At 71.8% G+C, this 21,109-nt stretch carries 18 protein-coding genes; 9 read left to right on the forward strand and 9 right to left on the reverse strand.

Going from position 1 to position 21,109, the window contains the following annotated elements:
• Positions 1 to 6 precede the first annotated feature (6 nt).
• A complete protein-coding gene (locus tag E1267_RS03645; RefSeq protein WP_132329741.1) occupies positions 7 to 546 on the reverse strand; it encodes a UGSC family (seleno)protein in 540 nt (179 codons plus the stop codon).
• Between the two features lie 148 nt (positions 547 to 694).
• Here E1267_RS03645 and E1267_RS03650 point away from each other — a divergent pair, with 148 nt between their 5' ends.
• A complete protein-coding gene (locus E1267_RS03650; RefSeq protein ID WP_132329743.1) occupies positions 695 to 1,468 on the forward strand; it encodes an IclR family transcriptional regulator in 774 nt (257 codons plus the stop codon).
• 11 nt (positions 1,469 to 1,479) lie between these two features.
• On the opposite strand, the gene E1267_RS03655 is transcribed toward E1267_RS03650, so the two are convergent.
• The 6 genes from E1267_RS03655 to E1267_RS03680 all read right to left on the reverse strand — a co-directional run bounded on the left by E1267_RS03655 (position 1,480) and on the right by E1267_RS03680 (position 7,751).
• A complete protein-coding gene (locus tag E1267_RS03655; protein WP_132329745.1) occupies positions 1,480 to 2,187 on the reverse strand; it encodes an alpha/beta fold hydrolase in 708 nt (235 codons plus the stop codon).
• 125 nt (positions 2,188 to 2,312) lie between these two features.
• Positions 2,313 to 3,155 carry a class III extradiol dioxygenase family protein gene (locus E1267_RS03660; protein WP_132329747.1) on the reverse strand — a complete coding sequence of 281 codons (843 nt, stop codon included), beginning with the start codon at positions 3,153 to 3,155 and terminating at the stop codon, positions 2,313 to 2,315.
• 3 nt (positions 3,156 to 3,158) lie between these two features.
• On the reverse strand, positions 3,159 to 3,506 hold the full coding sequence (locus tag E1267_RS03665) for an extradiol ring-cleavage dioxygenase (RefSeq protein WP_132329749.1): 348 nt from the start codon (positions 3,504 to 3,506) through the stop codon (positions 3,159 to 3,161).
• A 95-nt stretch (positions 3,507 to 3,601) separates the two neighbouring features.
• Complete coding sequence (desA, locus tag E1267_RS03670; RefSeq protein ID WP_132329751.1) at positions 3,602 to 5,002, reverse strand: syringate O-demethylase; 1,401 nt, start codon at positions 5,000 to 5,002, stop codon at positions 3,602 to 3,604.
• Positions 5,003 to 5,277: 275 nt separating this feature from the next.
• Positions 5,278 to 5,955 carry a response regulator gene (locus tag E1267_RS03675; RefSeq protein ID WP_132329753.1) on the reverse strand — a complete coding sequence of 226 codons (678 nt, stop codon included), beginning with the start codon at positions 5,953 to 5,955 and terminating at the stop codon, positions 5,278 to 5,280.
• Positions 5,952 to 7,751, reverse strand: coding sequence for an ATP-binding protein (locus E1267_RS03680; protein WP_220449325.1), 1,800 nt, complete (start codon positions 7,749 to 7,751; stop codon positions 5,952 to 5,954). Before E1267_RS03680 ends, E1267_RS03675 begins: the two co-directional genes overlap by 4 nt.
• Positions 7,752 to 8,241: 490 nt before the next feature.
• Here E1267_RS03680 and E1267_RS03685 point away from each other — a divergent pair, with 490 nt between their 5' ends.
• Together E1267_RS03685 and purU are read left to right on the forward strand one after the other, a co-directional pair.
• Positions 8,242 to 9,123 (forward strand): methylenetetrahydrofolate reductase, encoded by an 882-nt coding sequence (locus tag E1267_RS03685; protein WP_220449326.1) that lies wholly within the window; start codon positions 8,242 to 8,244, stop codon positions 9,121 to 9,123.
• A gap of 58 nt (positions 9,124 to 9,181) precedes the next feature.
• Entirely contained in the window at positions 9,182 to 10,063 is an 882-nt protein-coding gene (purU, locus tag E1267_RS03690; RefSeq protein ID WP_132329755.1) for a formyltetrahydrofolate deformylase, read from the forward strand.
• 31 nt (positions 10,064 to 10,094) lie between these two features.
• Here purU and E1267_RS03695 read toward each other — a convergent pair whose 3' ends face one another.
• A complete protein-coding gene (locus E1267_RS03695; protein ID WP_246063416.1) occupies positions 10,095 to 11,075 on the reverse strand; it encodes an acyl-CoA desaturase in 981 nt (326 codons plus the stop codon).
• A gap of 205 nt (positions 11,076 to 11,280) precedes the next feature.
• On the opposite strand from E1267_RS03695, the gene E1267_RS03700 reads away from it, so the two are divergent.
• Genes E1267_RS03700 through E1267_RS03715 form a run of 4 tightly spaced genes read left to right on the forward strand, consistent with a single transcriptional unit; the run spans position 11,281 to position 16,701 of the window.
• Positions 11,281 to 12,582, forward strand: a complete 1,302-nt coding sequence (locus E1267_RS03700) for a cytochrome P450 (RefSeq protein WP_132329759.1) — start codon at positions 11,281 to 11,283, stop codon at positions 12,580 to 12,582.
• A gap of 2 nt (positions 12,583 to 12,584) precedes the next feature.
• Positions 12,585 to 14,189, forward strand: coding sequence for a peroxidase family protein (locus E1267_RS03705; protein WP_132329761.1), 1,605 nt, complete (start codon positions 12,585 to 12,587; stop codon positions 14,187 to 14,189).
• The gene (locus tag E1267_RS03710) at positions 14,186 to 16,441 is read left to right on the forward strand and encodes a hypothetical protein (RefSeq protein ID WP_246063417.1); all 2,256 of its coding nucleotides are present in this window, start codon (positions 14,186 to 14,188) and stop codon (positions 16,439 to 16,441) included. The genes E1267_RS03705 and E1267_RS03710 overlap by 4 nt, the downstream gene beginning before the upstream one ends.
• A 17-nt stretch (positions 16,442 to 16,458) precedes the next feature.
• Positions 16,459 to 16,701 (forward strand): hypothetical protein, encoded by a 243-nt coding sequence (locus E1267_RS03715; RefSeq protein WP_132329763.1) that lies wholly within the window; start codon positions 16,459 to 16,461, stop codon positions 16,699 to 16,701.
• A 19-nt stretch (positions 16,702 to 16,720) separates the two neighbouring features.
• On the opposite strand, the gene E1267_RS03720 is transcribed toward E1267_RS03715, so the two are convergent.
• Positions 16,721 to 18,187 carry a flavin monoamine oxidase family protein gene (locus E1267_RS03720; protein ID WP_132329765.1) on the reverse strand — a complete coding sequence of 489 codons (1,467 nt, stop codon included), beginning with the start codon at positions 18,185 to 18,187 and terminating at the stop codon, positions 16,721 to 16,723.
• 207 nt (positions 18,188 to 18,394) lie between these two features.
• On the opposite strand from E1267_RS03720, the gene E1267_RS03725 reads away from it, so the two are divergent.
• Together E1267_RS03725 and E1267_RS03730 are read left to right on the forward strand one after the other, a co-directional pair.
• Positions 18,395 to 19,549 (forward strand): hypothetical protein, encoded by a 1,155-nt coding sequence (locus E1267_RS03725; protein WP_132329767.1) that lies wholly within the window; start codon positions 18,395 to 18,397, stop codon positions 19,547 to 19,549.
• Between the two features lie 263 nt (positions 19,550 to 19,812).
• Positions 19,813 to 21,102 (forward strand): erythromycin esterase family protein, encoded by a 1,290-nt coding sequence (locus tag E1267_RS03730; protein WP_132329769.1) that lies wholly within the window; start codon positions 19,813 to 19,815, stop codon positions 21,100 to 21,102.
• Positions 21,103 to 21,109: the final 7 nt, after the last annotated feature.

Consider the following 21,109-nt stretch of genomic DNA (forward strand, 5'->3'; position numbering starts at 1 on the left):
CGCCTCTCAGGAGTCCACGCCGAGGATGCGCAGCACCTCGGGCATCACGGCCCGCGCGCGCTCACGGATCTGCTTCTCGTCAAGGCTGGCCACGGGGTGCCGGGCGGCGGCGAACGCGTACCCGGGGAAGCCCTGGACCTTGGCCATGGCGCCGCCGGACACCAGGAACGAGTCCGAGACGACGCTCACGGCGGGCGTCCCCAGCCGTTCCAGCAGGATCCCGTCCGCGACGGTCGCCGCGCTGCACGATCCGCAGTCACCGACGGCCGTCACCACCACGTCGCATTCGCCGGCGATCCGCTTGAGCAGGTCGTCCGCGGCCGGCATGCCGAAGTAGTCCTTGGTGTACAGGATGGACGTGCCCGCGCCCGCGCGGCCGCGCAGCTCGGCGTGGATCTCCCGCAGCAGCGGCACGGCGTTCGGCTTGGTGTTGTCCAGCAGGCCGACGGTCAGCCCGCGCAGGCCCGGCGGCCGTGGCGCCAGCGTGTCGTCGGCGGCCCTGTCGTCAAGGCCCGTGGGGTCGAGCAGCTTCTCCGGTCCTGTCATGTCCCCGACGCCTCCAGGTCGTACGGTCGGTGCGCGTCGCCGTGTCCCCGTGAACACGACTCCCGTCGCATGAAACCTCGCTCGACCCGCCGCCGGAGGCCAGCTACCTTTCCGCATACCGGAAGCCCGGATCGGGAGGAGCGGCGACATGGCGGACGAGCGGCGTTCGGTCCTCCGGCGCGCGCTGCGCGTCCTCGAGACGGTGAGGGACGCGGGAGGCGGTCTCAGCCTGTCCGGCATCAGCCGCCGTTCCGGCGTGCCGCTCACCACCACGCACCGGATCGTCGCCGAGCTGCACGAGTGGGGCGCGCTCGAACGCGACGACGCCGGCGGCTACCGGATCGGGCTGCGGCTGTGGGAGGTGGCGGCGGGCACCCCCCGGTCGGTGGGGCTGCAGCGAGTCGCCCTGCCGTTCATGCTGGACCTGTTCGAGACGACCCACCGCGGCGTGCACCTGGCGGTCAGGGAGAAGGACCAGGTCGTGTTCGTCGAGCGGTTCCTGAGCTCCGAGACGGCCACCGACCGCACCTGGGTGGGCGGGCGCTACGAGCTGCACTCCACCGCGATCGGGCTGGTCCTGCTCGCCCACGCGCCGCGGGAGTTGCAGGAGGAGATCGTGACCGGGCCGCTGACGATGCCGGGCTGGAGCTCCCCGATCACCGAGCACGAGCTTCGCCGGACCCTGGCCGGCATCCGCCGTACGGGTTACGCGACCACCCCGATCCGCCAGGAGCACCGGTCCGTGGCCGCGCCCATCCACGGCTCCGGCGGCACGGTGGTGGCCGCGTTGTCGCTGATCCTCCCGCTGACGGAGTCGTACGGACCGCGACTCGCCCACCTACAGGGCACGGCCAGGGGCGTCTCGCGGGCACTGGGCGCCCCGCAGGCCCGCTCCTGTTCCTCCGCCGGCGTGCGGAAATAGGCCCGCCCGCGTCACGCGGCGGCGACCCGCAGCAGCAGCTCCGCCAGCTCACCCGGCGCGGTCACCATCGCCTCGTGGCCGGTGGCGATCTCGTGGACCGGCCAGCCGCGGGCGGCGGCCCGCTCGGCCTGCGGCGTGAACACCCGCATCCAGTCGGTGCACTCGACGAACGCCGCCGGGACCTGCTCCCCCTTGCCGCTCAACCGCAGCGGCTCGGTGTAGGTGAGCCACGGGTGCGGGGTGAGCCGCGGGGTGAGCCAGTCGAGATCGGCCTGCTCGGTGACGCCCAGGACGCTCAGCGAGCGCACGGGGATCAGCCAGCCGAACCCCGGCCCGGCCACCGACTCCCGGTAGTGCCCGGCAACGGTGGCGGGCAGCAGGTCGATCGCTGCCTCGCCGTCCTCGCCCACGAAGGCGTCGAGGTGCACGCGCCTGGCCAGGCGCTCACCGACGCGGTCGGCCACGCCCGAGACGACCTGCCCGGCGTAGCTGTGGCCGACGAGCACCACGTCGCGGGCGTCGTACGCCTCGATGAGCGCCACGACGTCCTGGACGTGGGTGGCGAGCCCGACCTGCGGGTGCAGCACGTGCGCGCGGTCGCTGAGGCCGGTCAGGGTGGGGGTGTGGACGTCGTGGCCGGCGGCGCGCAGCAGCGGGGCCACCCGCTGCCACGCCCAGCCGCCGTGCCAGGCCCCGTGGACCAGCACGAAGGTGCTCACTGGTGCACCATCCTCTCACCGGGCTAGCAGCGAGGAGGCTGTTGTGCAGTATGCCCCCATCACGTGCCTGCCCGCGGGCGCGCCGAACGGTGTGACTGCGGGTGTCGACTGTGCGGCCGGCCTGGTCATGCGTTCTCCAAGACGATCATCCCGGCTCCGGTCATCGAGGCGGGTACGAAGTAGTGCCGGTGCCTGACGACGACCTCCGGGTCGAGCGCGCCCCGCATGACCAGCCACATGATCAGCTCGGCCCCCTCCCCGCCGAAGGTCTCGACGTACTGCTCCCTGCTCCAGCCGGCGAGCTTGCCGGGGTCGTGGGCGATGTCCTGGAGGAAACGCCGGTCGGCATCCGGGTTGACGAACCCGGCACGGGCGCCCTGCAGCTGGTGGGACAGGCCGCCGGTGCCGAGCACCACGAATCTCTCGTCGCTGTCGTAGTCCGCGATCGCCCGGCCCAGCACCTCGCCGAGCGCGTAGAGGCGGTCCGGCCGCGGGATCGGGTACTGCAGCACGTTGACGAAGATCGGCACGACCTTCACCGGCCACGCCTCCGGCGGCCTCCCCCAGAAGAGCTCCATGGGCACCTGCAGGCCGTGGTCGACCTTGATCTCCTGAATGATCTCCGGGTCGAAGTGGTTGTCCACCAGGGTGTCGACCAGGTGCCAGGCGAAGTCGGCCGCCCCCTCGAACGGAGGGATGGCCCGCGGCCCCCAACCCTCGTCCACCGGGTGGTACTCGGCGGCGCAGCCGACCGCGAACGTGGGCACCCGATCCAGGAACAGGGCGTTGAAGTGGTCGTTGAAGACGACGACCGCGACGTCCGGCCGCTGCTCGCGCACCCACTCCTGGGCGGGCACGTAACCGTCGAAGAACGGTTTCCACTCGGGCGTGTCGCGCAGGCCCTTGTCCAGCGCCGCCCCGATCGAGGGAACGTGCGAGGTTCCCAGCCCCCCGACGATTCTTGCCACGACTCACACCTTCTTCCCGAGCCTGTCCCGCAGGAACGACTCGTGGTCCATGCCGGCCTGGTGGGCGCCGATCTCGGTGATCCGCACGGGATCGACCGCAGAGATCTTCAGGATGAAGAACAGATTGCCGCCGAGGCGCACCATCTCCTTCCAGTCGCGCGACAAGACCGCGGCCTTCTCCTCCTCGTTCAGGCCGAACCGGTCCAGGTAGGCCGGCTCGTCGGCCTTGAACGCCGCGCGGTTGGCCGGGTCGCCCAGTCCCATGGCCATCTTGTTCATCCGGTAACCGCGAAGCTGCCGTTCGCGGTCGAGGAGGGGCGTGTCAGGTATCCGGTCCGGTTCCCCGCCCATGGGCTTCTCCCTTGTCTTGACAGCGCCGTCTTCACAGCGCCGTCTTCACAGCGCCGACTTGACAGTGCCGGCTCGGCACGTCGGCTCAGCACGGCTCAGGCCGAGGCCGCCCGCCAGCCGCCGTCCGCGTAGATCTTCCGGGCGACCTCCGCGTACGGGACGGGGCTCACGGTGGCGCTGATCTCGACCTGGCCGTGACCCTCGACGGTGAGCTTGTTCGAGCCGCCGTCGGGCTCGCCCCACACCAGCGACACCTGGGCGCCGGGCTCGGCGTGCTCCTCGTCGAGCATCGCCAGGGTCAGCATCTTGCGCTCGTTGGCGCTGTAGCCGATCCACGTCGAGATCCCTCCCGGCTCGCCGTGCGCCTTCACCAGGTCGTACGGGTGCATCGAGTACACCGCGGAGGGGAACTCGAACCACTTCGCCGGCAGCCCGCGTTCGAGCTGGGTGTTGACGGCCTTGAGGAAGTCGGCGTTGTCCAGCGCCAGGGTGACCTTCTTGCGGTGCGGGCCGGCCGCCTTGGCCTCCAGCGCCCCACGCCCGACGAAGTCGTGGTCGTACTTCACGAACGAGCCGTAACCGAGGTCCCACGGCGTCAGGTAGTAGTCCTCGATGTCGTCCGAGACGAAGCTGCCGCCGATGGAGGCCGCGGCCTCGTAGGAGGTGCCCGGCAGCCACTGGCGGTACGCCTTGAGCGCCTCACCGGTGTAGATCGCCGGCAGGGGCGACGGGATCCAGCCGGACTCCAGCGTGTTGGTGGAGTAGGCGCGCCCGCCGACCAGCCGCATGCCGTACTCCTCGCCGGCCTCGACCAGCGCCTGGTGCACCTCCTCGCCCTCCGCCCACGGCCCGAACAGTTCGTACCCGGGCTGCCCCGCCATGCCGTGACGCAGCGCGCGGACCTGCCGGCCCGCGATGGTCATCGTCGTCATGTGGAAGAACTTCAGCTCGGGCGCGGGCCCGCCGGTCGCCTTCTCGATCACCTTGACCGCGTTCGGCCCCTGGATCTGGTACCGGTAGTGGGTGCGGTTGAACGGGTCGGGGCGGGCCGCCGAGCGCTCGTCGAGCGTGACCGTGACGTCATGGCCGCCGGTCTCGGCGTGGTAGCGCACCCAGTTGAGTGCGGGGATGCGTCCGACCAGGTTGAAGGTGTTCTCCGCCAGGTGGAAGAGGATGCCGTCGCCGATGACGTAGCCGTCGGGGGTGCACGGCACGAACTGCTTGGCGGTGTCGACGGGGAACCTCGCGAAGCTGTTGACCCCCAGGTAGGACAGCAGCTTCAGCGCGTCGGGCCCCTCGACCAGCAGCTCGGCCATGTGGAACGACTGGTTGAACAGCACGCACGTCTGCTGCCAGGCCAGTTGCTCGTCACGCCAGTTCGTGTACTCCGGCGGAACCCCGGGATAGACGTTCGGCCCGGCCGGGAGGTTGCGCAGATGATCCGCCACGTTGGTCGAAACGCCGTTGAGGATGTCTTGGAGGCTCTTGCCGGACATGGGGTGTCTCCTTAACTGGGGGCTGCTCGCGAGGCGTCTCCGCGCCCGGGAAGAGGCGCGCGGGGCGACGCGCGTGCGCTGAGCTCCGTGCACGTGGGCGTTCGCTGGGGGCCTGGTCATGGCGGCCTGACCTGGATGTTACGCAGCGCCTGCCGGGGCACGGATTGCGCAATTGACGGCTCTTGAGGGGGTGCCGGTCCTAGGCCTCCTACGACAAGTGACGTAGTCCGCGGCCAGGCGTGACCCGCCCGTCCCCGACGGGAGGGACACGACGCTCAGCGCGGGGGGTCGACCAGCCCTTCACGCATGGCGACGAGCACCGCCTGCGTCCGCGAGTGCAGCCCCAGCTTGCCCAGCAGGTTGCTCACATGGGTACGCGCCGTCCGTTCGCTGATCACCAGCTTGGCGGCGATCTCACGGTTGGAGCGGCCCTCCGCGATGAGGACGAGCACGTCGCGCTCCCGGCTGGTCAGTCCCGCGACGCCGCTGTGCGGGGCGCGCATCTTCTGGGCCAGCCGCCGCGCCACGGCGGCGTCCAGATAGACGTCGCCGTTGGCCGCGGCGTGGATCGCGGCGGCGACCTCGGACGGACCCGCGTCCTTGAGCAGGTAGCCGGCGGCGCCGTTGGCCAGCGCGGCGTGGATGCGCTCGACCTCCCCGAAGCTGGTCAGGATGACCACGCGGACGGCGGGGAACCGCTTGACGATCTCGGCGGTCGCCTCGACGCCGTCCATCTTCGGCATCATGAGGTCCATCAGCGCCACCCGGGGCAGCGGCTGCTGCCTCACCTTGAGCGACTCCAGCAGGTCGACCGCCTCGCGGCCGTTGGCCGCCTCACCGGCGACCTCGACGTTCTCCAGAGCGTCGAGATAGGCGACGACGCCGCGCCGGACCACGGCGTGGTCGTCCACCACCAGGACTCCGATGGTGCTGTTCTCCGAGGGGGATGTCATGGCTCCTCAGCGGTTCTCATGAGCGGCATCGTGAACGGGCGCAGCTCGACCCCGGGGTCGTCGGCGGGCACGTCGGCGGCGTCCTGGGAGACGTCCCCGGCTGTGTTCTCGGCTGCGTTCTCGGCTGCGGCCTTGGCTGGGACGAACACGTCCCGGTGCAGCCCCGTCGGCAGCGAGGGCGGCAGCGGGAGCACGAAGCGCACAGTGGTCCCCTCGTCCCGGCTGGACAGGATGGACAGGTGCCCGGCCCACCGGCCGGCGCGCTCCTTCATCGCCGTCATGCCGAAGCCGCCCTCCTCCCCCGGCAGGTCCGCGTTCTGCGCCGGCAGACCGCACCCGTCGTCGGCGATCTCGCCCTTCAGCCACCGCTGGGAGCGGCGCCCGGTCACCCCCAGGCTGATCGTGACGAGGGAGCCCTGCGCGTGCTTGACACTGTTGTGCAGCGCCTCGGCGATCATGCGGTAGACGTCCTCGCGGAGCTCGGCCTCCAGGTCGTCGAGCTCATGCTGCAGGTCGGCGATGGTGACCCGCACGTCGAGGCCGGTCCTGCCCATCGTCGACTCGGCGAGCGCGTCGAGGGCCGCCGACAGCCCCTGATCGGCGAGCGGCATGGGGTGCAGGTCGGTCACCATGGCCCGCAGATCGCTCAGCACCGCCTTGGAGACGTGCCTGAGCTCCCCCGCCACGCGCATCACGTACGCCGAGTCGACGACCGTGTCACGCCCGGAGAGCATGCTGAGCGACTCCGCCTGCATGCCCATCGAGAAGACCTGCTGCACCACGGAGTCGTGCAGGTCGCGGGCCAGGCGGTGGCGTTCCTCGCGCCGCGCGACCTCCCGCTCGCGCTCCAGCAGGGCGGCGTAGTCGACGGCCTGCGCCGCCTGCTCGGCCATGGCCAGCAGGAAGTCGAGGGCGGTCCTGCCGATCTCCTGGTCAGGGGCGAAGAAAGCGTTGAGGATGCCGACGGGCTCGCCGCGTACCATAAGCGGCACGCTGGCGAACCAGTCCCACTCCGGCGAGCGCATGTAGTCCTTCAGCGCCCGCCACGCGGGGTCCGACATGATCGTGGCGTACCGGTTGGGCACGACGACCGGCTGCCGCGAGGTGAACGCGTCGATCATGCGCAGGTCCGCGCCGGACTCCCGGCATTCGAGCAGCATGTCGAAGAAGTTGTCCGCCTGGCTGAACCCGGCGGTGCCCATGACCTGGAAACGTTCCCTGGTGGCGTTGACCGTCAGGATCTGCACCCCTGCCAGGGCGTCGGCCTCCAGCACCTCCTTCGCCAGGGCCTCCAGCGTGCTGCCGAGCGAGCGTTTGGCGGCCACCCGGCTGGCCGCGCTGGCGATCGCGGCGAGCCTGCGCTGGTGCCGCCGGCTCTCCGTCACGTCGCGGAACGCGACGATGCGCTCGTCGCGGCCGGGCAGCCGGCTCATCCGGTACGCGAACTCGCGGCGGGGCCCCGGTTCCGTCTCCCACACGGTGACCGTCTCGGCCCCGGGGTCCTCGCCGTCCTCGTCCGCGTGCCGCGGCGGGAACGGGGACGCGGCGCCGGCGACGTCCGCCGCGTCGAGCCCGCAGAGCGACAGCGCCGCCGGGTTGGCCTGCACGAACCGCCCGTCCGCGTCGATCACCGCGAGACCGTCGGGCATCTGTTCCAGCAGCGCCTCCGGGCAGAGCGGCCGGCGCCCGCGCGGCGCCGGCCCGGCGGGCCGCCCGGACCTGACGTCGTCCACCATCGCGGGCGCCCTCCTCGCTGGCTCCGGCCGGTCCTGGTACGCCACGTCACCGATCCCCATGATGCCCCCGTTCCAGGGCAACGGCACTATTTCCACCGGTACGGCCTGCGGGGATACACCATTTGACGTAGACGCCGGCACCGCAGTCAGACACAGCAGTCGACACAGCAGTCGACACAGCGGCCGACACAGCGGCCGACACAGCGCGAAGCACCCTCGCCCCGCTCCGGGGACGCCGCGTGCCGCACGCGCCTTCCGCCGGTCATCCGCCCTACGTCACTTGTCGCGTTCCGGCTAGGACGACCGCAGGCGCAAGTGCCGTCATCCGCGTCATTCCCTGGGCCGCGCCGGAATCTACTGTCGGTTGCGGATGCCGGTGTCCGGTGTCCCTCCCGGCGTCCGCGTACGGCGGCCGGGCACGCGCACGATCGCGCTTCCCGTTCGGCCGGCCTGCCCTGACGAAAGGTCCCCTCACCATGCCTCCTGCACCTCCGGCCCCCGCTGCCGGCTCCTCCACGGCGCGGGCCGCGCGTGAGAAGAGCCGGGCACGATGAGCAGCCTGCGGGTCGGCGGCCCCGGCCCGGCGCCCGCGCACCGGCAGGCGCTCGCCCAGGCGCTGAACACCGTCAGCTACGAGGTCATGCCGTTCCGCGGCACCGAGGACGCGGTGCTCGCGTACGTGCCGCGTACCATCCCGGTGACCGTCACCACGACCGAGGCCAAGGGCCTGGCGGCCACCGTCGACCTGGCCAGGCGGCTGGCCGGGCACGGCTACTCGGTCGCCCCCCACCTGGCCGCCCGCCAGGTGAGGGACGGGCGGCAGCTGACCGACCTCGTCACCGAGCTGCGTGAGGCGGGGATCGACGGCATCTTCGTGATCGCGGGTGACGTCGCCCGGCCCGCGGGCGGCTTCCCCGACGCTCTCTCCCTCCTGGAGGCGCTCGACGCGAACGGCCATCACTTCCGGCGGATCGGGATCGGCGGCTACCCCGAGGGCCACGGCAGCATCCGCCAGGAACTCATCGACCGCGCCATCGAGCTGAAGGCCAGGTACGCCACCCACGTCATCACCCAGCTGTGCTTCGACGCGGCGACCATCTCCGCCTGGGCCCGGCGGCTCAAGGAACGCGGCGTCGGACTGCCGATCCACGTCGGCCTGCCCGGGGCCGTCAGCCGGCAGAAGCTCATCCGCATCTCCGCCGGCCTCGGGCTCGGGCAGTCGGCCCGTTTCCTGAACAAGCAGCAGAGCCTGTTGTGGCGCTTCTTCCTGCCCGGCGGGTACAGCCCGGACCGGCTGGTCGAGCGGCTCGCCCCCCGCGTCTGCGACCCGGAGGGCAACCTCGCGGGCTTCCACCTCTTCACGTTCAACGAGCTCGAGAAGACCGAGTCGTGGCGGCGCGGCATGCTGCTCAGGGCCGGGTACCTCACATGACCACCCGCTGGCACCGCGCCGACGACACCGACCCACCAGTGAGGAGCCGAGCCCGACCATGACCGCCGCAGCCGCAGCCCGCTCCGCCGGGCAGTGCGTCCTCATGTTGTCCTGCCCGGACACGCCGGGCATCGTGTACGCCGTCGCCGGGTTCCTCTTCGACCGGCAGTGCACCATCGTGCAGAGCCGGCAGTTCCACGATCCGGACAGCCACACCTTCTTCATGCGCGTGCAGTTCGCCCACACCGACGGTCTCACCCTGCCGGTGCCCGGCCTGCGGCGCGACTTCGCGCACGTCGCGTCGCGCTTCGGGATGACCTGGCGCCTGGAGGACGCCGACGAGAGGCAGCGGGTGCTGATCATGGTGAGCAGGTTCGGGCACTGCCTCAACGACCTGCTCTACCGCACCTCCGTCGGAGAGCTCAACCTGGACGTCGCCGCCGTCGTCTCCAACCATCCCGACCTCGCGCCGCTGGCCGACAACTACAACGTGCCGTTCCATCACCTCCCGGTCACGCCCGCGACCAAGCCGGAAGCCGAGGCCCGGCTGCTGGAGCTCGTCCAGAAGGAACGCGTCGACCTGGTCGTGCTGGCCCGCTACATGCAGATCCTCTCCCCCGAGCTGTGCAAGCACCTTGAGGGCAGGGCCATCAACATCCACCACTCGATGTTGCCCAGCTTCAAGGGCGCGCGTCCCTACCAGCAGGCGTACGAGCGCGGCGTCAAGCTCGTCGGCGCCACCGCGCACTATGTCACGCCCGACCTCGACGAGGGGCCGATCATCGACCAGCAGATCACGCGCGTGGACCACTCGCTCAGCGCCGGCGAGTTCGTCGCGTTGGGGCGGGAGGTGGAGTGCCGGGCGCTGGCCAGGGCGGTGCGCTGGCACACCGAGAACCGGGTGGCGCTCAACGGCCACAAGACCGTGGTCCTGCACTGACCGGCGCCGGCGCCTTCGCGTCTCCCGCTGCTCAGCGGGGGTCGGCGCGGCGCGCGTCCAGGTGGGCGTTCAGGCGGGCGTTCAGGCGGGCGTTCAGGCGGGCGGGGTCGGGCCAGCGCACGGCGTACGCCCAGCCGGCGCGCTCGAACCAGCGGATCAGCCGCGCGCTCGGGTCGAGCTGGCCCTTGAGCACCCCGTGCCGGGCGCAGGCCGGCTCGACGTGGTGCCAGTTGTGCCAGCCCTCGCCCAGCGTCAGCATCGCCACCCACCACACGTTCGACGAGCGGTCCCTGGTGAGGAACGGCCGCTCGCCGAACGTGTGCGCGATCGAGTTGACCGACCACGTGACGTGGTGGACCACGGCGTAGCGGACCAGTCCGCCCCAGAACAACGCCGACCAGGCGCCCTCCCACGACATGGACCACAACCCGCCCGCCGCGGCGGGCAGCGCGAACGACAGAACGACGACGGCCGGGTAGGCGGCGTCGAAGCGCCGAACGTCCGGATCGGCCAGCAGGTCCGGCACCCAGTGGCGCCGGCTGGAGCGCAGGCGCGCGGTGCAGAGCCAGCCCACGTGGGCGTGCGCCATGCCGCGCAGCAGGGCCCAGCCGTCGTCGCCGTGGCGCCACGGGGAGTGGGGGTCGCCCTCGCGGTCGGCGTACTTGTGGTGGCGCCGGTGCTCGGCCGCCCACAGGGAGACGGGGCCCTCGACCGCCATGCCGCCGGCCAGCATCAGCGCGATCCGCAGCGGCCTGCGGCACCTGAAGGCGCGATGGGTGAACAGCCGGTGGTAGCCGATGGCGATGCCGAAGATGCTCACGAGGTACATCACGACGGCGATGACCAGGTCGCGCGGGCCGATGCCCCATCCCCACACGGCGGGCACGGCGAGGAGCAGGAGCAGGATGGGGATCACCACGAGGACGACCAGGTAGGCCGCGCGGCGGCCGGTGGTGAGCGTCACCGTCTCCGCCGTGCCCGAGCCAGACCGCGGGGTGGGTGACGCGTTCACAGTGCCTCCGTGATCGGTGAGGACGACAGGCCTCCCCATTGATGACCGGGCCGCGGGCCTGCGGCTATGGCCTGGGAGTGACGAGCACATCACCAAGTGGAGTCAAAACACTCCGGACGGTAGCAGCCACATCCTGTCTAGATTGTGGCTACACAACGTGATGATCTCTGTTCGTTCCGGCTTCAGCGGAAGGTGGGCAAACGGCATGGGTGCTGCCGATCAGGCGACGACGAGCGGCCATCTGGAGAGATACGACGAGGCGCTGGCCCGCGATCCGATGGCGGCGTTCGGGCTCGTCCAGCAGTGGATGCGCACCGAGTGGCGCAGCATGTTCGCCGAGCTGCGCGAGCGGCGGCCGATCTTCGTCACGCCCGCCTTCACGGTCGTGACGCGCTTCGCCGACGTGAGCGAGGTGCTCTCCCACGAGTCGGTGTTCTCCGTACGCGCCTTCGGGCCGCGCCTCGACGCCGCCCTCAACGGCCCCTACATGCTGGGCAGGGACGCCACCCCGATGAACTGGCGGGAGAAGGGCCTGATGCGGGTCATGCTCGACCCGGGCGACGCCGTGCGCGTGCGCGCTCTCGCGGGGCGGCTGGCCGACGAGGCCCTCGACGCCGCGCTGCCGGACGGCCGGATCGAAGCCGTTCACGCGCTGTTCCGCCACGTCGCCCTCGGCGTGTGCGCGCACTACTTCGGCCTGCCCGGCCCCGGTCCCGGCACCCTGTCGCGGTGGACGCGTGCGATCGTCACCGACGGCTTCGCCAACTACGCGGGCGACCCCGCGATCCAGGAGGAGTCGGTGCGCGCGGGCGCGGAGCTGACGGCCTACCTGCGCGACCGGCTCGCCGGGCTCCGGGCGGCGCTGCGGGCCGGGCACGACCTGCCCGACGACGTCTTCACCCGGCTCACCCGCACGAGCCTGCCTCCCGGGCTCGGCCTCGACGACGAGCGCATCGTCGTCAACATGGCCGGCCTGCCGCTCGGCTTCGTCGAGAGCGGGCCTGGAGCCATGGCCGAGGCGGTCGAGCAGTTGCTTCTGCGCCCGCAGGTGCTGGCGCGGGCCGTCGAGGCCGCCGACGACCCCGCCCGCTTCGACCCCTACGTGTGGGAGGCGCTGCGGTTCAACCCGTTCTTCAAGCTGCTGCCCCGCATGTGCGAGCGGGACCACGTCCTGGCCGCCGGCACCCCGCGCAGCACGCTCATCCCCGCGGGCACGTTCGTGCTCGCCGCGCCGGCCTCGGCCATGTTCGACGCGGACGTGGTGCCCGAGCCCGGCGAATTCCGCATCGACCGGCCGCGCCACCACCGGCTGTTCTTCGGCCACGGCCACCACTCCTGCCTGGGCGTGCACCTCGCGGCCGTGGTGGTCTGCGAGGTCGTACGCCGCCTGCTGCTGCGCCCCGGCGTACGCCCTGTCCCGCCGCCGGAGGGCGTCCTCACCAGATCGGCCGGGATCTTCCCCGACCGGTACGTTCTCGCGTTCGGCCCCGCGGGCCAGGAAGGGTGACGATGACGACGGGCAGAACGACGGGCAGGACGACGAGCAGGGCGCGCAGCGCCGCCACCGACGGGGTCGTCAACCGGCTCAGGTTCCTGGCGCTGACCGGCGGCAGGCCGTTCTGGGACGCCGTGCAGTCCGTGCCGTCGCTGCGGCGGCGCCTCAACGCGGCGCTGATCGACAGCGCGATTCGCGAGATGCCGCCCCGGCCCGAGCCGCTCAGCACGATGGCCGGCTACACCTCGTGGCTCTCGCTGACCGACCGCACCTACAGCGGCAGGCACCTGCCCCCGCTCCCCGTGCCCGAGGCGAACCGGCCGTCCCCCGAGCGGGCCGCCGACCTGTTCGCCCGCGGCGAGACCATGATCCCCTGCCCGCGTTCCACGGTGTTGTTCGCCTACTTCGCCCAGTGGTTCACCGACGGTTTCCTGCGCGGCGACACCAACGTCCCGCGTGATCCCCGCAAGAACACCTCCAACCATCACATCGACCTGAACCAGCTCTACGGCCTGGACGAGACGGCCGCGGCGGCGCTGCGCACGTTCGACGGGGGCCTGCTCAAGAGCCAGACCATCAACGGCGGGGAGTTCCCTCCCTTCCTGTGCGAGAACGGCAAGACCAAGCCGGAGTTCGCCCCGCTGAGCGTGATCCGCTTCGACGAGCTCACCGACGCGCAGCGTGACACCCTGTTCGCGACCGGGAGCGACCGGGGCAACATCCAGGTCGGGTTCACCATGCTCACGGTGTTGTTCCTGCGCGAGCACAACAGGGTGGCACGGCTGCTCTCCGTACGCCATCCGCGCTGGGACGACGAGCGCCTGTTCCAGACGGCCCGTAACGTCCTCATCGTGCTGCTGATCAAGCTGGTGGTCGAGGAGTACATCAACCACATCACCCCCTACCACTTCCGGTTCACGCTGGATCCACGGCTGACGGCGATGCTGGCCCGCGCGCCCTGGCACCGCGAGAACTGGGCGTCGGTGGAGTTCAACCTGGTCTACCGCTGGCACAGCCTGATCCCCTCCCGGCTGGAGGTGGGCGGTCGCGAGCTGCCGATGGCGCAGACCCTGGCCGGCGGCGCGCTGATTCCCGGGCCCGGGCTCGGCCGTCTCTTCGAGGACGCCTCCCGCCAGCGCGCCGGGCGCATCGGCCTGTTCAACACCGATCCCCACCTGAGGGAGGTCGACGTGGCGAGCATCGCCGACTCGCGGGCGCTCGGCCTGGCGCCGTACAACAGCTACCGGCGGCACTGCCGCTTCCCCCGCGTACGCCGGTTCGAGCAGGTCTCAGGTGACGAGCGGGTCAGCGGCGCGCTGCGCGAGCTCTACCGCGGTGTCGACGACCTCGACCTGTACGTCGGCCTGTTCGCCGAGGAGCCCGGCTCCCCCGACGCCATCCTCCCGCCACTGCTCACAAAGATCATCGCGATCGACGCGTTCTCCCAGGCGCTGACCAACCCCCTGCTGGCGCCGAGGGTGTTCAACGCCGCGACCTTCTCCCCCGAGGGCCTGCGGATCATCGCGGCCACGCGAACGTTGTCCGACGTCCTGCACCGCAACATCCCCGAGGACCCGCGCCCCCGTTTCATCAGCATGACCCGGCGGCCTGACCGGTGAGCGTGGCCAAGGACGGGCCGCCGGGCAGGACGGCGGACGAGCCGGCGGGCGGGGCTTCCGCAACGCCGAGCGGGCGGACGGGAGCCGCCGGGGCGTCGTTGCGGGAGGCGGCGCGCGAGCTCGTCGGCATCGCCGTCGCCATCAGGCAGGCCGGGGTCCACGCCACGGCCGCCCTGACCGACGGCGCCCTGCTCACGGCCCTGCCCCACGCCCCCGCGGCCGCCCTGCCGGCTCACCGCGCCCTGCTGCGCGCCCTCACCGACGGCGCAGGGCTCGGGTTCGCGCCCGACGGTGGCCGGCTGGGCACCCTGGCGGCGCGGCTGGGCTCTCTCGCCGGTCAGGAGAGCCTGGCCGTCCGGGTGCTGGCCACGTCCTTGCGGCTGCGGATCGCCGCCGTCGCCACCGACCATCCCGAGCTGGCCCGCGACCCGCTCATCGCGCGGCTCGTCGAGGCGGCCGCCGCCGACCGCGATCTGGAGTCCGTACGCGCGCTGCGCTCCCTGTTCAAGGACCGTGGCGCGGTACGCGCGCTCAGCCTGATCGCCCCGATCCTCGGCGAGGTCCTCGCGTTGCGGGCGCTCCTCGACGAGAACCCGCTGAACGACCGCACCGCCTGGCTGATCGCGACCGGCGAGGGCCGCGCCACCGCTGACCCGATCACCGGCATCAGCAACCGGGCCGTCGCCGCGCTCGACACGGGGGCGGGCGCGGCGCGGCGCACCGACCTGACCGCGGCCGAGAGCGCCCGGCTCGGCTCCGAGGCGTCCCTGCTCGGCTTCCTGCGCAACATCAGCCTGATCGGCACGACGGGCCGGGTGCTCGTCCAGAGCGTCGAAGGCCCCGACGGGGTCGTGCGGCACGTCGTCCAGGCGCCCGGCATGCGGGCCGGGCGGCCCGACCACGACTCACCACAGGACCTGCTCGGCGCCTTCAGCAGCACCGTGCTTGACAGCAACCCGTACAGCCGCGCGCTGGCCGCCGCCGTCCGCGACTACGGCCTGCCGCCGGGCGCCGAGGTGGCCCTCGTCGGGCACAGCGCGGGCGGCGCGGCCATCATGAACCTGGCCCAGGACGCCGAGTTCTGCGCCCGCCACACCGTCACCCACGCCGTCGCCGTCGGCGCGCCCGTCGACTTCAAACGGCCCGCCGACCCCCGCACTTGGGTGGCCAGCGTCACCAACCAGCACGACATCGTCCCCACGCTCGACGGGCAGGGCGCCGGAGCCTGCGTCGACCCCCACCCCGGCTGGTACGTGGTGGACTACTCCGACGCCACGCACCTGTTCCCGCTCTGCCACGGCATCGAGCGCTACCTCGCCAACCTCGCCGACGACCTGCCCGAGGCCCGTGACGAGATGGAGGCGAGGCTCGCGGCGTACCGGGGGCCGGTGGTGCGCTCGCAGGCGTACCGGCTGTTCGACCACGCGCCCCGCCCCGACGGCTTTCCCTTCCTCTCCGTGCCGGCCCACGCCGTGGACGGCCCCGCCGGGCCGGTGGAGCTGCCGATCAGGTGCCTGGACGGCGGCGCTCTGACGTCGTACTTCGCCGTGGACGCCGCCGCGGCCGCCCGCCTGCTGCACGGGAGCGGTTTCGGCCCGGCCGCCGGGGTCGCGGGCCGCGCGCTCGTCACCGTGCACACCGCCTGGAACCGGCACACCAGCGCGGGCGGCTACCGCGAGCTGCACGTCGGGATCGCCGTACCGGACCCGTGGGGTCCCCCGTCAGCCCGCCCGCGCCCGCTTCTGGGCCCGCTCCTGGGCCCGCTCCTGGGCCCGGACCTGCTGCGGAGGGCCGACCGGCGGTGTTCCGGCTCCTTCCTGGCTGGCTCGGTGGTCGACGCCGCCGCCGTCCACGCCGTGGGTGCGCGATTGTGGGGCGGCGAGCCGTGGCTGGCCCCGCTGGAGTTCGGGCTCATTTCCGGGAGCGTGCGCGTCGCCGCCGGCGCTCCCGGCAACCGGCTGCTCACCCTGCACGGCCGGCTCGGCCCCGGCCTGCCAGCGCCCGCCCTCGACCTGGTCGGCTACGCGCCGGGGGCGGCGGGCGAGACGCTGCGTTCCTGCGTACGCAGCCGCGGGCCTGGCCGGCTGCACCCCCTCCCCCGCCTGCGGCTGGCCGTGGGGCCGGGGTCGGCGCACCCGCTGGCTCACCGGCTTCGCGAGCTGGGCCTCCACGGCGCCCGCCCGCTGCTGTGCCTGTCGGCGGGCACGCGCCAGATGCTTCAGTACGCCGCCGTACCCCTGCCCGCCCCTTGACCCCGTACGGAGGAGCCATGCCGGCCGATGCCACGGCGATCGCCGCCCACGCCCAGATCCTGCAGTCCGACGCCCGCGCGCTCACCGACTGCGCCGAACGCCTGCGGACGATCGGGGCGAGGCTGGAGGCCGACGGCTTCGCGCCTCGGTGGCTGCGTGAGGCGGTCGACGCCCACCTCGCGGCCTGCGCCACCGCCGCCGCGGACCTGACCGCGGCGGCGACCTGCCTACGGCGCTACGCCGACCGGGCGCGCCACTGACCCATGGGCGGCCCCGCGCTCAGCCGGCCTCGTGGACGGCGCGGGCGGCGCTCAGGCCCGACTCCAGGGCGCCTTCGATCCACGCGTGCCACAACGAGCAGTGCTCGCCGGCGAAGTGCACGCGACCTTCGGGCGCGACGATCGCGTCGTGCAGGCTGCTCTGCTGGTGCGGCTCGAAGAGGGCGAAGGCGCCTGCCGCGTACGGGTCGTTGTACCAGGCGTGCGTGACCCCGAACTCGAAGTGGTCGTGGATCTCCGGATGGATCTTGGCGACGTCTTCCACGGCCTGGTCGATGCGCTTGTGCGGCGGCATCGCGCCCCACCGCAGCGCGTCCTGGCCCCAGGTGTAGCTGGCCAGCAGGACCGAGCGCTCCTCGCCGGGAGCCGGGTGCGAGGGATAGCAGATGCGCCGGATCGGCAGGTCGGTCACCGTGGTGCCGCCGACGATGCCGTCGGTCTGCTCCCAGAACGCCCGACGCACCTGGAAGAGGATCTTGGTGGAGGCGTTGTAGTTGAGCTCGCGGATGGCGCGCTGCTTGCGGCGGGAGAAGGCGGGCCTGGTCTCGATGTCGCGCAGCACCGAGAACGGGATCGTGCAGACGGCGTGGTCACCGGTGAGCGACGTGCGACCCGCGCCCGTCCTGACGTGCAGGGTGACCGCGTGATCGTCCTGCTCGATGGCGGTGACCTCGTGGCCGAACCTGATGTGCCCCTTGAGCTCCGCGTAGAAGGCGGCCGGCAGCAGGTCGGCGCCGCCCTCGATCTCCTGCATGTCCTCGAACGCGCGCCCGACGATCTCGCGGAACTGCTCGATCACCGCCGCGTTGAGGTTGGACTCCCTGAAGCTCATCACGCCGTAGAGCTCGATGGCGCCCTCGGAGAACCCGCGCTCGCGCAGGAAACTGCGGATGGAGTAGCGGTCGTACTCGGCGCAGATGCGGTCGAGCGCGTCCTCGCCCTCCTGCGCGTACAGGTCGTGGATCTCCTGCGTCGCGGTGCGCCACAGATCCTCGTAGGTGCGGCCGCGTTCGTGCTCTGCCAGGTCGAAGTCGACCAGCCCGGGATCGGCGTTGAGCTGCCCCAGCGTGGTCCTGACCCCCTGGAGGTAGGCGAGGGCTCGGGGGTTGCCCATGACGAACGGGCGCAGGGTCAGGCCGAACTTCGCGCAGTAGGCGAGCGTGAGGTCGTGCACGCGGGGGATCCGCATCGCGCCCGCCTCGGCGTACAGGCCCGGGGCGAAGCCGCGCAGGGTGAGCACGCGACCGCCCACCCGCTGCTGGGCCTCCAGGACGACGGGCTCGTGCCCCTGGCGCATCAGCTCGTAGGCGGCGACCAGCCCGGCCATCCCGGCCCCGATGACGAGCACGCGCTTGCGGGGCCGGCCTCCGCCGGCGAGCCCCTGCTCGGCCGTGGCCACCACCTCGGCCGGCACCCTCAGGTCGTGGCTCGGCCGCGGCGCTCCCGCTGCGAGCGGCTCCGGCGGCATGGGCGCTGTCTCTTTCAGGATCCACTCTCCTTCACGGTCACGCAAAGCACATCCATGGTCACGCAAAGCCATGCTACCCGCAGAGAAGTGCTCCATGGAGTGGCTCCGGCTGGGGGTCGCACGGTGGATCAGGACTTCGACCCCACCATTGACACCAAAATGGGGCGATTGCAGCATGCAAGGCTGGATGTGCCCCACAATGGATTGATGGCACACCCTTCGCATCCCCAGCAACCCGATCCCCATGGGTCCTGGGGGCACCAGGGGCAGCAGGGGTACGGGCCGCCACCCGGTCAGAGCGCCCCACCGCCCGGTCACGGTCCCCCGCACGCCCAGGGACCGCCGCCGCACGGCCAGGGCGCGGCCCCCTACGGACAAGGTCAACCGCCGTACGGCCAGGGCGCGAGCCCGTACGGACAGGGTCAGCCACCGTACGGACCGGGCGCAGGCCCGTACGGGCAAGGTCAACCGCCGTACGGCCAGGGGGCAGGCCCCTACGGACAGGGCTACGACCAGGGCGCGGGTCCGTACGGACAGGGTCAGCCGCCGTACGGGCAGAACCAGGGACAGTACGGCTACGGCAACCAGATGGGAGCCCCGTCCTACGGTTCCCCGCCGCCGGGCGACCGGAACAACAAAGCCGTGCTGATCAGCGTGATCGTCGTCTTGTCGGGGCTCCTCATCGGCGGCGGCGCGTACGGCGCCTACGCCTTCTTGGGCGCCCCTGGCCCGGCGCCCACCCTCATCGCCCAGCCGACCACGTCACCGTCCGCGCCGCCCACCTCGGCCCCGCCGTCGTCCGCGCCACCGTCCGCGCCACCGTCGGCGACGCCGAGCGATTCCCCGGAGCCGTCCAGCACGCCCAGCGGCAGTGCGGACGAGCCGCTGGAACACTCGGAGTTCGGCGACTGGAACTTCTCCCTCAAAGGCGAGAAGTACGCCGCCCGCAAGGTCGGCGGCTGGACGTACGACTCGTGCGACCCGGTGGACGCCGAAGGCGTGATGGCCGACAACAACTGCGAGAACGCCGTCCAGCTCGCCTACACCGCCTACGGCGGGAACCTCAAGGCGGTGCAGATCATCCTGGCGTTCCCCTCCAGCGGCGACACCAAGAACGCGGCGAAGCAGCTGAAGAACACCGCCGACAAGAACGTGGCCTGGCGCAGGAGCAGCGCTCACAGGAGCTACTCGTACGGCAAGATCTACACCGGCGCGTACGTCAAGCACCTGGTCATCACGATCGTCACCGCCAACTCGTCGGCCAAGCCCAAGGCCGCGAAGTTCCACACCGCCCTGCAGACCGACCGCGGCGTCTACTTCTTCATGGGCCGCCGCCAGACCGAACGCCCCGTCACCAGCTGATCGGTCCCTGACGTTCACCTGCTCCGGCCGAGCCCGAGGGACGGCCGGAGCAGCACGCGGCGCCTTGGCGACCCCGGTTTCGGGCGCGGACGGGGACCGTTCCGCCCCTTGATAAGATCGGCGACATGCCCACAGGCAGCTTGTTTCTCTGACCGAGCCCGCGAACAGCGGCACCCGGACGCACACGACTGAGACGGCGTTCCGGCGTGTTGCCGCGCGCTCTTGGCCATGATCATGTCGGCAGAGAAACGAGCACTACCACCATGTCTTCCCACTCCTCCACCGGGCGTCCGGCCCATCCGCTGGCCCAGCACGTGTCCGTCCTGAACACCCTCGACCCCGACGAGCCGCGCCTGGACGATCTCGACCCCCTGCGCGCCGTCGTGGAAGGCGCCCGCGTCGTGGCGATCGGCGAGGGCGCGCATTTCGTACGGGAGTTCGCCCTCGCCCGCGCGCGACTGCTCCGCTACCTGCTCGAACGCTGCGGTTTCACGACCGTGGCGGTCGAGATGGGCGCGGGTGAGGCCGCGGCCGTCAATCCCTGGCTGGCCGGCGAAGGCGACGAGGGCGACCTGTCCGGGGTGGCCGGCCTGCACACGATCAACCTGTTCGGGGAACTGCTGCGATGGCTGCGCCGCTACAACCGCGGCGGGTCCCGTCCTGTCGAGATCGTCGGGATCGACCTGCCCAACACCCTGACCCTGCGGCCCGACCTCGACCCGGTGGCCGACTACCTGCGCGTGGTCGACGAGGGGATCTCCGGCATGGTGGCCGGCGTCCTGCGTACGGCCGGCGCGATCACCGGCGCTTCGGCCGCCGCGTCCGCCCCGCGCTGGGCGGACCTCGACGCCGCCGGCCAGGAGTCCCTGACGGCCGGACTGGCCCGGTTGTCGCTGCGGATGCGCGCGCTCGAACCCCTGTACGTGGCCCGCAGCGACCAGCACAGCTACGACGTCGCGCGACGCCACCTGGAGGCGGCCTGCCACACCGACTACATGCTGCGCGCCATGAACACCCTGTTCTCCGGAACGGGCCTGCCCGACGACACCTCGGTCCGCGACCACTACATGGCCACCTGCCTGCAGTGGCATCTCGACCGCCTCGACCCCGACACACGCGTCGTCATGGTCGCGCACAACAACCACATCCAGAAAACCCTGGTCACCTATGACGGCTATCCGACCGCCCTGCCGATGGGCCATCACCTCGCCCGCGGCCTCGGCGGGCACTACCGCGCCGTGGGCTTGACCCACACCGCCGGCGAGGTGCCCGACATGGTCTGGCCCGCGGAGGACTCACCGGTCGGGTTCGCCGTCGCGTCCGTCCCTCTCGACAGCCCGCCTCCGGGCAGCTTGGAGAGGGCCCTCGCCGACGCCGGACTGGCCACCGACATCACCTTGACCGACCTGCGCTCGGCGGACCCGGCGGTCACGTCGCTGCGGAGCATGCGATCGCAGAGCGCCACCATGGACACACCCGTCGCCCGGTCGTTCGACGCGGTCCTGTGCACCCCTACGGCGACGACCGACGACACCGCCACCTTCACGGCCTAGACACCGT

This window comes from Nonomuraea longispora, assembly GCF_004348345.1.
In the GTDB taxonomy this organism is placed as follows: Bacteria; Actinomycetota; Actinomycetes; order Streptosporangiales; family Streptosporangiaceae; genus Nonomuraea; species Nonomuraea longispora.